Raw genomic sequence first — 16,666 nt, 5'->3', positions numbered from 1 at the left:
TTGGCTTAAAAACGTCCGCCATGGAAAGACAAGAAGAAAAAACCTGACTGTCAAGGGACAATAATTTACACTGCTACTATAATTTTATCATTTATTTTAAACAAGAACCTATGTTATCGTATGGATTGTTATCGCCGAAACTTCCCAAACAGGAAGTGCGGGGGACTTTTTTTATCGAGGGTCAAAAGCGGCCTTCGATTTGGGGTGAATCGCAATTGCGTAGGGCAGCCTCCTTGACCCGAACCCGACAACTAACCTCGTAGGCATGTGAAAGGAGAAGATGTTGATGAAAAAATGGTCAGCCAGAAAAACTTTGGCGTCCACGGCTTGCGCTCTGCTGTTCGCAAGTATCTCTACCCCAACATTTGCTGCTACTTACGAAATCAAACAAAATGACACATTTTTCAAAATTTCACAGGAACGCAACATCCCCCTGCAATCGATCCTTGCTGCCAATCAGGGTCTCGATCCGTACAATTTGCAAATTGGCCAAAAAATCCAACTCCCAGAGAACAAAAACGCAACAGTTAAGGCTGCCAGTGCTTCTGCTCCGAAAGCACTGGAGAGCACCATTACTACCCCTGCAGGCAAAACCTTGTCTTTCAGTAGAGTCATCTCGGCAAAAGCTACCGGCTACACGGCTTCTGCAGCTGAAAACGGCGGCTGGGCTGGTGTGGATTACTTCGGAAATCCATTAAAAGTGGGAACCATCGCGGTAGACCCAAAGGTGATTCCGCTCGGTTCCACCGTATACATCACAGGATACAAATCTCCCCATTTGCCAGACGGTGGCATGGTGGCGAAAGCAGCCGACATCGGCGGCGCAATAAAGGGGGAGCGTGTGGACATCTTCCTGCCAACGAATGACGCTTCCTACTTCGGTGTGCAAGATATCAAGGTTTACGTACTTAAATAACTCCACTAGCTACAAAAAAAGGAACGCCCGGGGGTATTTCCCGGGGCGTTCCTTTTTTTCACTTGCCTTCGCCGACGAGGACGGCCTCTCCTGCGGAGAAGAAGTACAGGTAGCTTTTGTCGACTCGCCGCTGCCAGATCTGTTCGACTGCCTGCGTGTAAAGCTGGAGCTGTTTCCGATAGCGGTTGGTTAGCTGATCAAGCGAGGCGGCACGATCGCTGCCGATCATGGCGTCTGTCTTGTAGTCGACCAAAATCAGCGAACCGTCCCGTTCTTCTGCCAGGCAGTCAATAACCCCTTGCACGATTACCTGCTCCTCTGTTTCCGTAAAGGCATCAGACAGGATCTGATCCAATGGGACGGCCATCGTAAACGGCAGCTCGCGATGCACCCGGGCCGCGGCTTTCAGCCGCTGGCCCAGCGGCGAGGCGAAGAATGAAGCAATTTGCTGACAGTTTACCTGTGCAGCCTGCTCCCGGGTGAGGTATTCCCGGTCCACCATGTCCTGCAGCTGGTGCAGCACGCCGGCTTCGTCCAGGGGTTGTTTCAGGTCCAGCTGCTGCATGACCGTATGCACAATCGTTCCGATCTCCGCCCGGCTAAAGGTCTTGGTTGTCTGTTCCGTGAGAAAGCGCGGCTTCTTGTTGACCTGCGCCCATTTGCGAGCCGGACTTGCATCAGCAGACAGCCTGAGCTGCTCGCTTTCCGAGACATCTTCAGTCACCCGTTTCAGCTCGCTGACGCTCCACTTGGCCGCGGTCTGCGCAGCCAGGAGGTGCGGGTAGCTCCAGGTCAGCTGACGTTCAAGCTGCTCCCGCCAGAATGGATCTTCCGGTCTGCTCCCCACTGATTGCAGGCTGACGATTCGCTCCCAGACCTGCCGATCCAGGTTCGTTTCCGCTTTTTTTGCGGAAAACTGGTCCGCCTGGTAGAAGGAAAACGACCAGCGTGAGTCATCGGGCACAGTCGTGAGGCTGAGTTCTCCTCCCTGTTCCCGGCATTTCTCCCGCAAGGCAGACCCGGCCGGGTGGCGCACCAGGGCCCGACCTACCCAGTCCAGGCAGCTTTTTGCCTGGATGAGATCCTCGTCAGCCAGCGCATCCCCCGAACCAGCCTGATCACACCAGGCGGTAATGCTTTTCGCCAGATTTTTCTCGGAAGCAACCAAGATCAGCTTCTCCCGCGCCCGCGTCAAAGCGACGTACAGAACGCGCATCTCCTCAGCCAGCATCTCGCGGTGAAGCTGATGTCGGACCGCCTGGTACGCGAGGCTGGGATAACGAAGGCGAAGCTCGGGATCGGACACCTTGGGGCCAAAACCGAGGTCTTTGTGCAGCAGGAAGTGCTTCTTTTCATCCATCGTGTTAAATTGTTTCCCTAACCCGGCGACAAATACCACGGGAAACTCCAAACCCTTGCTCTTGTGGATGGTCATGACCCGCACAACGTCTTCATTCTCCCCGATCGTGCGGGCCTCTCCCATGTCACGCCCTTTTTGCTGCAGCCGGTCGACAAATCGCAGGAAGCGGAACAGTCCGCGAAACGATGTAGCCTCATATTGGCGGGCGCGGTCGTACAGCGCCCGCAGATTCGCCTGCCGCTGCTGACCGTTTTCCAGCGAAGCGACAAACTCCAGATAGCCCGTTTCGCGGTAAATCCGTGCTAGCAGATCAGCGAGAGAACCGCGTCTGGCTGCTGTCCGCCAGTCTTCAACACGCCGGAAAAAGTCGCGCAAACGCCTGTCCAGCTCGCTCTCATCCCGTCCCTCGCGAACGTAAAGCTGCACTGCCTGATGGAAGGGGATGCCCGGATTGGCAATGCGCAATTCGGCCAGCTGCTGTTCAGTCAGACCGACGATCGGCGAGCGCAGCACTGCCGCCAGCGGAATATCCTGCTGCGGATTGTCGATAACGCGCAGCAGCGACAGCATGACCTCTACCTCAGTGGCGGAGAAGTAGCCTCCGTTCTGCTCGGCATACACGGGAATCCCGGCTGCCTGCAGCTCCTCCATCATCGGCTGCGCCCAGCCGGCGTTGGCCCGCAGCAGGATGACGATATCCCGGTAAGCCAGCGGCCGCATCCCTCCGCTGCTTTTGTCAAAGACATGCAGCGGCGCCGATCCCGCTCCCGGCTCCATCCACCTGCGGATCCGCTCTGCGATCAGCCTGGCCTCCAACTGCGGGGCACCAACCTGCTCGGCTTCCAGCAGTTCGTATCCCTCAGCGGATTCACCGCCGCCCGGGACCTCATCTATCCCGTCCCCGCCAAAGTTCTTGTTGCCGTCATCATCTCCATCGGGCAGGTGACGGTCGATCAGATGCACTTCCACGTCCAACGCATCCGAGTAGGCATCTGGATAACGAGCCCTGCCGATCAGCTCGGCGGACCTGTCGTAGGCGATCTCGCCCACGCGCGGGGTCATGATCTGGCGAAACAGGAAGTTGACCGCATCGACGACGACCGTGCGGCTGCGGAAGTTCGCCGCCAGATCAATTCGCCGTCCCGCCCCCTGCCGCTCGCCTTCGCCACTCGTTCGATATGATACATATTTTTCCAAAAACAACCTGGGCTCCGCTTGCCGGAAGCGGTAGATGCTCTGTTTCACGTCCCCAACCATAAAGCGGTTGCCTGCAGTCCCCTCGCCCGGATCGCGCGAGACCAACTGCAGTATTGTCTCCTGGGTCAGGTTGATGTCCTGGTACTCGTCGACCAGCACCTCTGCAAACTGATCTTGCAGCTTTCGGGCGACAGACGACGGCCGGAACCCTCCCGCCTCGTCGGACTCGCGCAAAATTTGCAGGGCGAGATGCTCCAGGTCGCTGAAGTCAACCAAGCCGCGGGCCTGTTTTTCCGCCGCAAAAGCCGCGTCAAACTGGCTCACTGCCCGGGCCAGTGTTCCCATCAGCGGAGCCAAGCGGCGCAGGTCGCGCAGGTAATCTTCATCCGTTGCTGCAAAGTACTCTTCCTGCAGCGCCTCCACTTTCTCTTTCGCTTTGTTGCGCAGGCTTTGCACCTGCTTTTTCAGAGCGTCATCCACCCCTTTGGCCGCCGGGAGTTTGCCAAACGAGATCGCGGCCAATGCCCGGCGCAGCGGCTCCCAACCGGATTCACAGGCAAGTACAGCCGTCTGGACGGCATCCCGCTCCTGTTCAAGCAAGGGCAGGTAACTGCCAGGTCCGTCAGGCGCTCCGGCGAGTGCAATCGCTTTTTCCAGCAGTCCCAGGATCATTTTCACTTCCAGGCTGAGCGCCTCCAGCAGATACCTCGTCCAGAGATGGTCTGCGAGCGAGGCCCCTTCCTGCAGCTCAAACATCTCGGCAGACTGGCGCAGCCAGGCGTCCGGTTCGGGATGGCTCCGCGAAAAGTTGTGCAGCTGCAGGAGCAGGTTTACCAGACCGGTGTCGTCCCTCCCGTCAATCATCGCGTCGGCCAAGGCGAGAAATTCGGCATCGTCCTGATACCACTCTTCCAGCTTTGCTTCCAATACGTCCTGGCGAAGCAGTTCGATTTCCAATTCATCGGCAATGCGGAAATCGGGATCCACGTCGACCAGGTAGTAATACTGCCTGAGCAGTCCCAAGCAAAAGGAGTGGAGCGTCGTTATCGTCGCCCGCTGCAGCAGGGTCAACTGGCGGCGCAGATGCGGAGAAGCCGGGTTTGCTTCAAGCGCCTTGCGCAGCGCCTCGCCGATCCGCTGCCGCATTTCGGCCGCCGCCGCGTTGGTGAATGTGACAACGAGCAGTCGGTCCACACCCACTTCTTCTTCGGGATCGCTGACCCGGCGGATGATGCGCTCGACCAGTACCGACGTCTTCCCCGATCCCGCGGCAGCCGCTACCAGCAGATGGTCTCCTCTCTCTGTAATCGCCTGCCACTGCTCATCTGTCCAGTGTTCAGGCTTGGCCGCCTTCATCGCCATGTGCACTTCCTCCTTCCCCTTGCCGCTGCACGGTCTCTTGCATAATAAGCTGCATGACTTCGCGATTGGGGAGTTTGCCGATCATCCGTTGGCGGTTTCCCTCATGCAACGGATCGAATTGGCAAACAGGCTTGTACGCACACATCTGACAGGCAGAAAACGTCCCCTGTACATACGGCGCAATGGCAATCTCTCCCTCGACCATCCGCTGGCTCAGCTGTTTGACTGTATTGCGTACATGCCTCTGCAGCCCGGCAAACTCCTCCGCTGTCGCCACCGCGGATTGAGACCGGAACGTTCCGTCATTTTTCAACCCGACCGGCAGCAGGTCGGACCAGCCCGATTCCAGTTGATCGTCCATCAGGCGCACCAATTCCCGGTCCGCCCGCATCAGCCCTTTCATTTTGAGCTTGCCGGCACGCTGCTTGGCCGCTTCCTCGGGCGACAGCATCCGCTTGGCGGAGATAAACGGATCGGCTACCTGGTAGTAAAAGACCCCGCCCACTTCGCACTCCTCTCCCAGCCACTCTTTGGCGTTGGCTGCGACGACGTCCAGGTAGACCAGCAGCTGCAGATTCAACCCGTTCCAGACGTCGGACAGAGAGAGTGATTTTGGCCCCGATTTGTAGTCGATGACCCGCAGATAGCGCTGACCTGCCTCAGCCGATTGATCGACCCGGTCAATTCGCCCGATGAGTTGGAGAGTAACGCCGTTCTCCAGCTCCAGCGCAAGTCCGGGAAGTTCCCCTCCCGGTCCGAAAGCCACTTCCAGGCCGACCGGGACAAAGCGGCTCCGTCTGGCATGTTCCCCCAAGACGGCCAGGGCGCGTCCCACTGCCCGCTTCAACGTCCCCGTGACAAACCGGTAGCGGGCCGTTCGGCTGAGGATGCTGCTGCGGGTCTTTGGCACCAGCTCGTCCACGACATCGCTTGCCAGAGTAAAGCTGTCCCGCTCGCTCAGCTTTCCCCAGTCGAGCCCCCGTTCGTTCATCTCTTCCACCGCCCGCTTGAGCGATGCGTGGAACAGTTCTCCGACATCAAACCGCTCCAGCTTGTACAACTGCCTCTCCGCCAATCTCAACCCGTGAGAGGCAAAATGAGAGAAGGGACAAGCCTGGAACCGCTCCAGCCTGGAAACGCTCATCCTGAGGCTTTTCCCGTACAAATCCCTGCTGAGCTCAGGGGGCAATTTCCTCACCTGGTTGTCGTACATCAGGCCGGCGACCTGGCGATGTTCCTCCGATTCCGGCTTCCCCCGTCTGGCAAACCAGTCGTACACCTCCCACCAGAACGGGGTTAGCGGCGTCCCCTGCTTCATCTGCCGCAGCAGGCTCAGCAGATGGCTGAACAGCTGCCGCGGACGTCCGACGAGGTCGGCGTCCGACGAGGCAAGTCCGCTCGGCTGGTTGGTAAACAGTCGGATCGTCACATCGGGAAGCGCCTGCCGGATTCGCTGGAAGGCGGATGAAGGCAGCAGCGCCTTGCCCTCGTCATCTGCCAGCGCACAGCTTGCCCACAACCTCTCCGAAGGGCGAGTCAGCGCGCGGTACAGCAGGTACTGCTCCGCCATCAGACGCTCTCTGGCGCCGGGCGCAAGCTCAATCCCGGTTTCAGCCGCCTGCTCGCGCTCCGCTTCGTCCAAAATGCCCTCCTCGCTCGGCCGCTGCGGGATGATCCCTTCGTTTACGCCGAGCAGGAACAGCACTTTGACATTGGCGTGGCGAGATCGCTCCATCTGGCCGATCACAACCTGGTCGAGCGACGGGGGAACAAGCCCGAGCCGGATGCTTTCCAATCCGCTGTCGAGGATGCGGCTGTATGTAACCAGATCGAGCTTCAGCTGCCCCATCGCCTCGACTACCTGGTCGAGCAAATCGACGAACTGGTTCCACACCTGGGCGTGTTCGCGAGCGGCTTCCAAATCTCCCGCCGCTTCTGCCTGTCCCTGCCACTCTGCCAGCTTGTCTTCCACCTGCAAGTCGGCGACAAATTGATACAAGGCAGCCGTCATCGCTCTGACGTTTTCCCCTTCCGCCTGTTTAACCGCCCGTTCAAAGGCGAGCAGCGGCTGGGCGTACCTTCGCCGGATGCTGTCGATCCCGGCAAAAGCCGTCTCCCGCTCCGAATGAAATGACCACGGCTGCTCGCTGGACCACTGTGAACCGTAAATGCCGTATGCCAGCACGTAGTTTTCCAGCAGATCCACCTCTGAACGCGCATCTGCCGCGGATTCGGCTCCCGGGGGAGCGATCAGATCCGTCTTGAGACAGCGGAAAACCGCTTCATACCCCCACTTTTTGGTGACCACTTCAAGCGCCGACCGGACCAGTTCGATCAACGGATGGTGCAGCACGGATCGCTTTTGGTCCAAAAAGAACGGGATCTCGTAGTCGGTAAAGACGCTGGCAATCTCATCCGCGTAGATGCCAATATCGCGGAGCAGCACGCCAAGCTCCCGCCAGCGGTATCCCTGATCCCGCACCAGGGCGAGAATCCGCAATGCCAGCGCCTGCACCTCCGCCCGGCGGTTTACAGCCGTGACCAGCTCCACTTCGCCTTCCCGCGAAGCCGCGGGCGCATGTCCCGGCGGCTGCAGGGAAAAATAGGTTCGCTCGAGATGGGCGAGCTGCGGGCTTGCGGCAAAGCGATGCGCTTGTTCCAACAAAATCGGCTGCCCTACTTCTACGGAGGCTTCCCGGGCAAGCTCAAGCAAGCGCTGATAGGTATCCTGTGTCGGATAAAACACGTGCAGAGGGTCGACCGGTTGTTCCCGTTCCGCCGGGTCCAGGCAGAGGGCGATGGTCACCTCGCGGGCGCAGCGCATCAGCTGCCCGATCAGCAAGTATTCTTGCTTGGTGAACCCGCTAAACCCATCCAGCCAGATTTCCGCCTCGCGCAAATACTCGGAAGCGGCGATCTTCTCGGCAACGCGGCCCAGCATGTCGTCGGTATCGTAGTACACGCCATCCATGTAGCGGTCGTACTCTCTCATCAATAGCGAGAGGTCGCCCATTTTCTGCGAAAGCGTGCTGTTCTTCCATTCCCGCTCAGCCAGCATCTCCGGGGTCACCCCGTACCGTTTGCATTCGCTGATCATCCTGGCCAATTGCTCGGCGAAGCCCGGCTTTTGCGCGGCGCGGTGGAACAGCTGGAGATGTTCCCCGTGTTTTTCCAGCAGCATTCTCAGCACCATCTGTTTGCCCAATTCATCGATGGGGAGTTTCGCCATCCCGCCTGCTTCCTGCAAAATCCGGTAGGCGAGCCGGCGGAAACTAAGCACCTGGGCCCGTATCAACCCTCCCAATCCCGGCATCGCCGCCAGCCGGCGCTCGACCTGAAAGGTAGCTTGTTCCGGGACCAGGTAGATCAGCGGCGTACCGTCTCGCTGCTGTTTCATCCGTTCGGTAATTTGCTGCATGATTTCGGTCGTTTTGCCCGTCCCCGCTCTTCCCAAAATGAACCGTACCGCCATCGTCTCCCCTCCTCAGTCGATTTCCATCGCAATGCGGCTGCCCGCGCCGATCGGCTCCGCAGGCGTGACGATCAGCCTGCGGGGCATGCGCATGCGCATTTCCGGCACGTGGCTGATCACGCCAATCGCAAAGTCGGCCATTCGCAGGCGCTCCAGCGCGTCCATCACCACTTCCAAAAGCTCGGGGTCAAGCGTGCCAAACCCTTCATCCAGGAAGAAAAACTCCAGCCGCCCGCCATTTAGCTGAATCTCAACCGACAAGGCGAGGGCCAAAGCCAGCGACGTCAGGAAGGTCTCCCCGCCTGACAGGGTGCTGACGGGACGTCGAAGCCCCCCAGCCCCCTCGTCGCGCAGGACGAATTCCCCCTCGGCGCCCAGCTCCAAACCGTAACGGTTCTTCGTCATCCGGGCGAGGTGGAAAGAGGCGTCCCGGGCGATCGATGCCAGTTTTTCCTCAGCGATAAACTGAACGAACGCCTTTCCTTCGAACAACCGCCGCAGTTCTTCCAATCTGCTCTGTTCATCTCTTATTTCCGTGCAGCGCGCTTGCAGAGACAGCCATTTTTGATGATTGGACTCAATCGTGGCGAGCGACTGGCGGGCGACGGCCACCTGGTCCTTTAACAATTGCAGCGCCTGCTCGCATTCGTCGCATGCCGCGTTCAGCTTGGCCCACTCGGCCTCATCGACGCTTCGCCCGTTCAGCTGCTTTGCCAATCGCTGTTCGTCGTACTCAAGCTGACTTCTAAGCGTGCGGAAGTGCTCTACTCTCGCCTTGTAGTCCGCCAGCTTCTCCCGCTCCCGATGGGCCGCCTCGACCCGGGACAGCTCCTGAAGGCCGCTTGCCTTCACTGCCGCCTGCAGTTCTGCCTCGGCCTCCTGCTGCTGCCGGGCGAGCAGCGCGGCGGCTTCTTCCGCCTTGAGCAGCGTCTCCATCAGCATCTGCCGATCGTCGGCAGCCTGCTTGTACGCCTGCTCGGCGGTATGTACTTCCTCACGCAAGCGGCTGAGCTGTTGTTCCAACTGCTGCAGCCGTACCCGGGCCTGTTCTCCGCCTGTTCGCTCCAGCCACTGCCGCTGCTTTTGCTCCCAGAGCTGCCGGCGTTCCTGCAGCCGCTCCGCAAGTCCCGCCTGTTGGATGGCCAAGCGGGTGTGATCTGACCTGCTTTGCTCCAGTTCGGCGTGCAATCGCTTGCGCTGCTCCGTCCGCTCCAGCTTCGTTTGCTGCAGCTTGGCATGTCGGGTTTCCCGCTCATCCAGTTCGGCAGCGGCCGCTTCGATGTGTTCCGCCGCTAACTCACCACTGCTGCCGAGCTGCTGCAGATATTCCGCAGCCTGATCGGCTTCGCTCTGCGCCTGAGAACAGCGCTTTTCTGCGGCGGCCGCCCGTTCGTCCCACTGTTCCCGCACCGCTGTCAGTTTGTCATAGGCCGACTTTTGCTCCAATTCCTGTTCGCGCAGGGCAGCCAGCGTCTGCTGCCGGGATTGCAGCAACAACCGCTGCTGTTCCCGCCGTTCTCCGAGCAGCCGGCTGTTTGCCTCCTGTTCCTTGAACATCCGGGAAAGCTCGTCAACGCTTCCAGCCTGCCATCCTTCGCCGCATTCGGCTAATCGATTGCGGATCTGCTCGGATCGCTCCTGCAGCACCAGCTGTTCTTCCTCCAGCTTGGAGCGGTCCCGCTTTAAGGTCTCAAGCTCCAGCTTGGCGGCCTGCCACGCCTCGGATGTCCGCCGCAGGGCTTCCTCTGCCGTCTCCAGCTCCGCTTGACAGACCTCCAAGGCCAAGCGGTACTCCCCTTCTCCCGCAAGCGGTGCAGCTGCTAAGGCCTCGCTGCCGCCCGGGAGATGTGCGGTTCGGTGATCGACTGACCCGCATATGGGGCAGGGCTCTCCTTCTGTCAGCTGCTCTCTTAAATGCTGCACCAGGTTATCCTGCCGCCACCTCAGCCAATTCTCTTCCGCCTGCTGTTTGAACTGCTGCTTTTTGCTCTGCTCCGCCGCTGCGGACTGGAAGGCGGCTTCCGCCTGCCGACACTGTTCTTCCGCGCCGTTCCACGACTCTTCCAAGGCCAGCCGCCGCTGCTGCCAGGCGAGCTGGGCCCGGCTCAACTCCCGCCATTCCTGCCCGATCAGCTTGATTTGCACCAGTGTGTCGCGAAGCCGTTCCATCTCCTCTTCCCCTGGCATCTCTTGCAAGGCTGCTTCCGCTTCCGCCAGCAGGTTCTGGGCCCGCTCCCGTTCCTCTGAAGCCTTTTGCCAGGCGAGCTGGCCGCGATGTGCCTGTTCGGCGACGTTGCTTTGCTGCTTTTTCGCCTCGGCCGCCTCTCTCTCTGCTTCCTGCAGCCTTTGCACGGCCTGCTTCCAGGCTTTTTTTGCCTCCAGCAGCCCGTTGATCCGTTTGCGCTCTTCGGCAGAGACTGACAGCTGCTGCAGCTGCCCGTCGAGCAGATTCAGTTCCTCATCCAGCCGCTGCAGCTCTCGCTCTGCCGCCGCTACTGCCTTGGCCGCCCGCTCTCCGCGTGCCTGTACTTCTGCAAGCTCGTTTTGAACGCTTTCCAGCGCCGCTTTTTCCCTGAGCAGTTCTTCCTCCCACTGGGCTGCCTGCTCCATCCGGCTCTTCTCTTCGATCAACAGCGGCTCCTCGGCTCTCAGGCGGGCTTGCAGGGTCTGATACGCCTGCTCCTTGTGCCGGTAGACCAGCGTCTGTTCGTCCCGCTGGAGGCGCAGGCTTTGCAGCTGCTGTTCCGTCTGCTGCCGTCTGAGTTGGATGTGGCGATACCGCTCCAGCACCGGCCAGACCTGTGCGCTCGCTTCCATTTCGGCAATCCGCTCCGCCAGCGCTTCGACATCGGCTGCTTCCGCCTGCATGGCAGCAAGCTTGTCCAGCAGCGCCGAGCGTTCCGTCTGCCAGCTGCGAATTTGTTCCCACTCGCGGCGTTTCTCGGACAAGGCTCGGTAGTCCTCTGCTGCCTGCACTTCCAGCTTCGCCTTTGACTCCAACTCCTGAGAAGCGGCCAGCAGCGCATCCGGCCCGGCGTCGCCCAGTCCGGCCAAGGCGAGCTCCAACTGGTGCAGCTCAGCCTTGTTTTGCTCGTATGCGCCGCGAACTTGTTCACTCAGCTTCTCTCCGTATTCATGCAGGTAAAACATGCGCTGCAGCATCTCGTTGCGTTCTTTGCCAGTCAGGGTCAGAAACCGGGAAAACTGCCCCTGAGGGAGCACAACCGCGCGGGTGAAATCGTGTATTGTAAGACCGATCAACTGCTCTACCGCTGCTGTCGCCGCTGTGGCCTTCGACTCAAGCACGCGGTCTTCCTGGCCTGGCGACATGGCCCGTTCGATTAATCTCACTTCCGGCTGGCGTTTGTTGCCTTTTTTATCGACGCCAAATTCCCGTTCGATCGTGTACCTGCGGCGCATGTCTCCGCCGCCGAGCTCAAAGGTAAAGGAGACGAACAGGCGGTCTTCGAGTTGGTTTAAGACCTCTTTGGGATGGGATCCCCCGCCCATGCGCACGACCTGTCCGTACAAAGCCAGTGTAATCGCATCGAGAATCGTTGATTTCCCGCTGCCCGTCGGACCAAAAATCCCGAATAATCCCGCCTCGCACAGCTTTTCGAAGTCTACGACCTGCAGCTCGCGATAGCTGTGCATCCCGGACAGCTTAAGCTGAATCGGTTTCACCTATTCCTCTCCTCCTTGCCGGCTGCCCGCAGCCGCCATCAACCGGGAGAACAATTGAACCAGCTTGTCATCCGGCTTGGCGCCGCGCTTCCGTTCGTAAAAGCGGCAAAACAGCTGCGTGGCCGTCAGCTCTTCCCGCTCACCGGCGCCGCCTTCCCCAGCTTCCTGTGTCCCCCGGCTCTCGCCCTTGACCAGAACCCGCTGCACCTTGACAAAATTGTCACTCAGCTTGCGCAGGCGCTGAAATTCGGCCGGATCGATCACGTCCGGCACGTGCAGCTCCAGGTCAATCCAGCATCCGGCGTCGCGCCCTTCGGCCACCCACTGCTCCACTTCCGCCGCTCCCCCTGTCGCCTGCCAGCGGACGAGCGGACGCCCGCTTTTCAGGTAAATGAGCTCTTCGCGAACCTCTGATTGAGGGGTGATTTCCACCAGGACAACCGCCTTGCTCTGACCCGCTTCCGAAAAGCTGTACGCCAACGGAGAACCGCTGTAGCGGATTCGCGGCTCAGTGCCAAGCAGCTGGGGACGGTGAAGATGTCCCAGCGCGACGTAGTCAGCCGTCTTCGGGAAAGCGGAAGGGTGTACCGTATACGTCCCGCCGATCTGAATCGGCCTCTCCGATTCGCTCTCGGCGCCGCCCAGCACAAACAGATGGCTCATCACCAGATTGACCGTATCCGTACGAAAATGGCGGGCCAAATCGGCGAACAACATGCTGATGCGCTCGGAAAAAGCCTGCTGCATTTGTTCCGGTGTGAAGTTCTCGCTGAGCAGCTCCCGCAGCCTGGCCTCGGATGGATACGGCAGCGCGAGAATCACCACATGATGATCCGCACCCGGCACCGCCAGCTCCAGCCAGGACGGGCCGGCGGCGACGACCCGCACCCTGCCCTCAGGTACATCTTGTCCGCTGATCCGCGGCGCCTCCTTTGGCAAGCCGAGCAGAACGATACCGTGTTTTTCCGCCAATGGCGCCGCCGCTCTGACCCGCTCCGGCTGATCGTGGTTGCCGGCGATGACCACGACCCCCCGCCTGCCTTGGCAAGACAGCCTCTCCAAGGCCTGGTAATACAATTCCTCGGCCCAAGCCGGCGGGTTGAACGAATCGTACACATCGCCGGCTATCAGGACGAGGTCTGCCTGCCTCTCGTCGGCTATGCGGCACAGCTCATCGACAAAAGCCGCCTGCTCCGCACGCCTGTCCCGCCCTTCCAGCATCCTGCCGAAATGCCAATCGGCCGTATGTAAAATCCGCATTCGCTCACCCCTATCGATCACGTGTTTGCCTTTTGCCTTTATTGTAACAGAAGTGCAAAAAACCAGCACCTGTCTGTACAGTGCTGGTTTTGGATTATACTTTTTGCCAGGTAACGGCCGAAGGATTGGGCTCGATCAGCGACTTTTCCTGTTTGCTGTCTTGAGGCTGCTTGAGCGCCTGCAGACAGAGGTAGCACAGCACCCCGAACAAACAGGTAATGACCGCCGAGTGGAACAAGGTAGCGTAGATGATCAATCGTGAATATACCACCCAGCCCCCGCTCAATACCTGTATGCCGACCAGGATGAGCGCCAGAATGCTGGCCTTGTAAACATCGCGCCTTTTTACTTTGTAATGACGGACCGCATATACAGCAATTACCAATATAAGGAAAAATAGAATGGCAGCACAGACGCGATGGAAAAATTGGACGGCTACCAGCCCCGACAGTTCGGGAATGAGACTTCCCCGGCACAGCGGCCAGTCCGGACAGGCCAAGCTGGCATTGGTATGGCGGACGTAAGCCCCAATGTAGACGACTCCGTAAGCGTAGATCGTTACCGCCCAAACGTAGCGGCGAAATCCCGCGGAAACCGGCTGCGAGACGAGGCTCTCTTCCTTCTCCCGCTGCAGGACGAACAACATCAACAGGAACACTCCGGCAAATGCCAACAGCGACAAGCCGAAGTGAAGCGCCATCACCGGAGGCGACTGAGGCCACATCACGGCAGATGCGCCAAGCAGGGATTCGACGATCAGAAAAAATCCCGCAAACACGGACAGCGCCCGTACTTGCCTGCTGCGCGGATAGCGCCGCCAGGCCATGATCACAAACACCAGGACGACGATTCCGGCAAGTCCGGTTACCAGCCGATGCATGTACTCAACGATCGATTCCAACGTATACTCCGGGACAAATTTGCCGTTGCACAGCGGCCAATCGTTGCCGCACCCCAATGCGGAACCGGTCTTCGTCACCAATGATCCGCCGATCATCACCAGGAACATCACGATCGTCGCAGCAATGCCTACCCGTCTCAGCCACTTATCCATTGTCAGCACCTCTTTTCCTGCGTGATGTCACATAAAAGAAACACCCCCCGTAGTACAAGAGATGTTCCTTGGGTATACGCGGTATTCGCTAGAATTGAATCGAACTGATCATGACAGCCGCGCAAATCGCGGTCAAATACAGCAGGGAAAAACCGAACATTTTTCTCGCCCAGACGAGGTCATCCTCTTCCTTGACAGAGAATCCTTTCACCGACAGCCAGAGGTAAACACCGCCGAGCGCCATGGCAGCAACCAGGTAGATGTAACCCACGTTTGCGTACAGCATCAACAGCAGCGAAGCAGGCAGCAATGCCGCAGCGTAGTTGAACATCTGCCGTTTCGTCTCGGCAAAGCCTTTCACCACGGGGAGCATCGGGATTCCCCCGGCGCGGTATTCCTCCGCTTTCAGCATCGCCAACGCCAGGAAGTGCGGCGGCTGCCACAGGAACAAAATCAAGAACAGGATCCAAGCCCCCATATCGAGGCTGTTGGATACGGCTACCCAACCGATGACCGGCGGCACCGCTCCAGATAGACCGCCTATGACGGTATTCAACGTCGTCACCCGTTTCAACGGAGTGTAAACCAGGACGTAGAGAATGTGTCCAATCAAGCCAAATACTGCCGTCAATGGGTTTACGTACATCAAAGTCAAGAGTCCAACGAGCAGAAGCGCTACTCCAATCGTAATGGCATAACGGGGATGAATCCGTCCTGACGCTACAGCCCGGTTCTTCGTACGCTTCATTTTTGCGTCGAGTTCACGATCATAGTAGTTGTTAAGTGCGGCCCCTGACGCGATTACGAGCGCCGTGCCCAGCAATGTAAGAAAACCCTTGTGAACGAATTCCAATGTGGTCCATTCAGGGTTTGTACTTGAAACTGCCAACCAAAAGCCGGTAAACGTCGTCATCAGATTTGATAAGGTGATCCCCGGCTTAGTCAGATGCAGATAGTCACTCCATGTTGCGGGTTGCACTGATTCTGCCTGCGGATGGGAATCTGTCTCGAGGAGTTGGCCGTCCGATTCCTTCACCACAAACTGTTGTTCCACAGCGATTGCCCTCCTTGTCCTGATAATATCCTTCAACTCATCTGTAAACACCTGTTACTCGAAGCATTCCCTGCCAGCTAAAAAAATACCGTATATAATTGTAACGAAACCGAGTGAGACGAGTCAACCGAATACCTTTTCCTCTATTTGTAGAAAGATTGCACTACGGTAACTTTACCAAATGCACAGTCTTAAAAACAGGATGATTCTTGACGATTTTTCAACAGATGTGATTTGGACAAATGCCTATTTTGCCGCTCCACTTCACCAGTCATCCCCTTGCGCCATACCCTGATATTAGTTTGTAGGGAGTTTGCCTATACTCACGCTATCTGGGAAAAGAGGAAGAAAACGCACATGGACTTTAGCCTGATTGCGATCGGCCTGTTTGTCGGTTTTTTGGTCGGCCTTACCGGTGTCGGAGGAGCAGCCTTGCTAACGCCTATTTTGATCATGTTGGGCATTCAACCAACCATCGCCGTCGGTACAGACCTGGTCTACAATTCCATCACGAAAATTTTTGGAGCGATCCAGCACTGGCGGCAGCGGACCGTTCATTGGCAGATCGCCCTGTACTTTGCCATCGGCAGCGTGCCGAGCGCCGTCGTCGCCGTCAATCTCATTCAGTGGGTCGAACACACCTTCGGCGGAGCGGATACGCTGATCAAGAAAGTCCTCGGGTTTGCCCTGATACTCATCCCAATCGCAATGATCGCAAAAACGGTCCTACATAAACGCGAACCCCGCCCCAACCGCTGGCAGCTTTGCGGACTGAAAGAGAAGCGGACCTTAACCATCTCCACCGGTGCAGTGCTCGGTTTCATCGTCGGACTCACTTCCATTGGCAGCGGCTCCCTTTTCGCCCTCGCCTTGATGTATTTCTTTAACCTGCAGGGAAAAGAAGTCGTCGGAACGGACATCGCCCACGCTTTCTTCCTGGTGACTGCCGCCGGCCTCGCCCATGCCAGCTTCGGAACGGTCGACTACCCCATTGTCCTGCAGCTGTTGTTCGGTTCCGTACCCGGCGTCTTTATCGGCAGCATCCTGTCCACCCGTGTCCCCACCCGTTTCCTGCAGTACACCATCTCCATGATCATCCTGATCAGCGGACTCAAGTTAATCTGAAATGCCTCTGCGGCACAAGATGGGCAGCGAAGGAAGCTGATCGTCGCATTGCGGGCAAGCCTGCATCCTGTTACGTCCGGGAGCGGTTGTTTCGCATCGCGGCAATCACCGTCAATTTGCCGCCTTCATTTTCGAGGAAGCTTTGATACTCGCGGGTCTCTAGCCCGTAAATGGCGATTCTC

Annotated in this window: 8 protein-coding genes and 1 riboswitch; of the genes, 2 read left to right on the top strand and 6 right to left on the bottom strand. The window is 58.4% G+C overall.

All coding sequences use genetic code 11. The annotated features are described in order from the left end of the window. Positions 1–122: 122 nt before the first annotated feature. Positions 123–282: riboswitch (cyclic di-AMP (ydaO/yuaA leader) on the top strand. A 4-nt stretch (positions 283–286) separates the two neighbouring features. Continuing rightward, on the top strand, positions 287–916 hold the full coding sequence (locus HGBM_RS11735) for a 3D domain-containing protein (protein ID WP_019121299.1): 630 nt from the start codon (positions 287–289) through the stop codon (positions 914–916). A gap of 58 nt (positions 917–974) precedes the next feature. Here the strand turns inward: HGBM_RS11735 and addA are convergent, their stop codons facing one another. The 6 genes from addA to cyoE form a co-directional block, all read right to left on the bottom strand. After that, positions 975–4,835, bottom strand: coding sequence for a helicase-exonuclease AddAB subunit AddA (gene addA, locus HGBM_RS11730; protein WP_019121298.1), 3,861 nt, complete (start codon positions 4,833–4,835; stop codon positions 975–977). Beyond that, positions 4,810–8,307, bottom strand: coding sequence for a helicase-exonuclease AddAB subunit AddB (gene addB, locus HGBM_RS11725; RefSeq protein ID WP_019121297.1), 3,498 nt, complete (start codon positions 8,305–8,307; stop codon positions 4,810–4,812). The genes addA and addB overlap by 26 nt, the downstream gene beginning before the upstream one ends. Before the next feature lie 12 nt (positions 8,308–8,319). Beyond that, positions 8,320–11,991 carry an AAA family ATPase gene (locus HGBM_RS11720; RefSeq protein ID WP_019121296.1) on the bottom strand — a complete coding sequence of 1,224 codons (3,672 nt, stop codon included), beginning with the start codon at positions 11,989–11,991 and terminating at the stop codon, positions 8,320–8,322. Further along, a complete protein-coding gene (locus HGBM_RS11715) occupies positions 11,992–13,251 on the bottom strand; it encodes a metallophosphoesterase family protein (protein WP_019121295.1) in 1,260 nt (419 codons plus the stop codon). A 94-nt stretch (positions 13,252–13,345) separates the two neighbouring features. After that, positions 13,346–14,305, bottom strand: coding sequence for a COX15/CtaA family protein (locus tag HGBM_RS11710; protein ID WP_019121294.1), 960 nt, complete (start codon positions 14,303–14,305; stop codon positions 13,346–13,348). An 88-nt stretch (positions 14,306–14,393) separates the two neighbouring features. Then, complete coding sequence (cyoE, locus tag HGBM_RS11705; protein ID WP_019121293.1) at positions 14,394–15,359, bottom strand: heme o synthase; 966 nt, start codon at positions 15,357–15,359, stop codon at positions 14,394–14,396. Positions 15,360–15,716: 357 nt separating this feature from the next. Between cyoE and HGBM_RS11700 the strand changes: the two genes are divergently transcribed. After that, positions 15,717–16,484: a sulfite exporter TauE/SafE family protein gene (locus tag HGBM_RS11700; RefSeq protein ID WP_019121292.1), complete on the top strand. Its 768-nt coding sequence runs from the start codon at positions 15,717–15,719 to the stop codon at positions 16,482–16,484. The last annotated feature ends 182 nt before the right edge of the window (positions 16,485–16,666 follow it).

This window comes from Brevibacillus massiliensis (assembly GCF_000311785.1).
Classification (GTDB): Bacteria; Bacillota; Bacilli; order Brevibacillales; family Brevibacillaceae; genus Brevibacillus_C; species Brevibacillus_C massiliensis.
The sequence above is the reverse complement of the archived record's forward strand: the minus strand, read 5'-3'. Positions and strand labels throughout refer to the sequence as shown.

Bases quoted from the DNA above. Each gene is read 5' to 3' on its own strand.
- HGBM_RS11735 (WP_019121299.1), top strand. From the start codon at position 287: ATGAAAAAATGGTCAGCCAGAAAAACTTTGGCGTCCACGGCTTGCGCT.
- addA (WP_019121298.1), bottom strand. From the start codon at position 4,835: ATGGCGATGAAGGCGGCCAAGCCTGAACACTGGACAGATGAGCAGTGG.
- addB (WP_019121297.1), bottom strand. From the start codon at position 8,307: ATGGCGGTACGGTTCATTTTGGGAAGAGCGGGGACGGGCAAAACGACC.
- HGBM_RS11715 (WP_019121295.1), bottom strand. From the start codon at position 13,251: ATGCGGATTTTACATACGGCCGATTGGCATTTCGGCAGGATGCTGGAA.
- HGBM_RS11710 (WP_019121294.1), bottom strand. From the start codon at position 14,305: ATGGATAAGTGGCTGAGACGGGTAGGCATTGCTGCGACGATCGTGATG.
- HGBM_RS11700 (WP_019121292.1), top strand. From the start codon at position 15,717: ATGGACTTTAGCCTGATTGCGATCGGCCTGTTTGTCGGTTTTTTGGTC.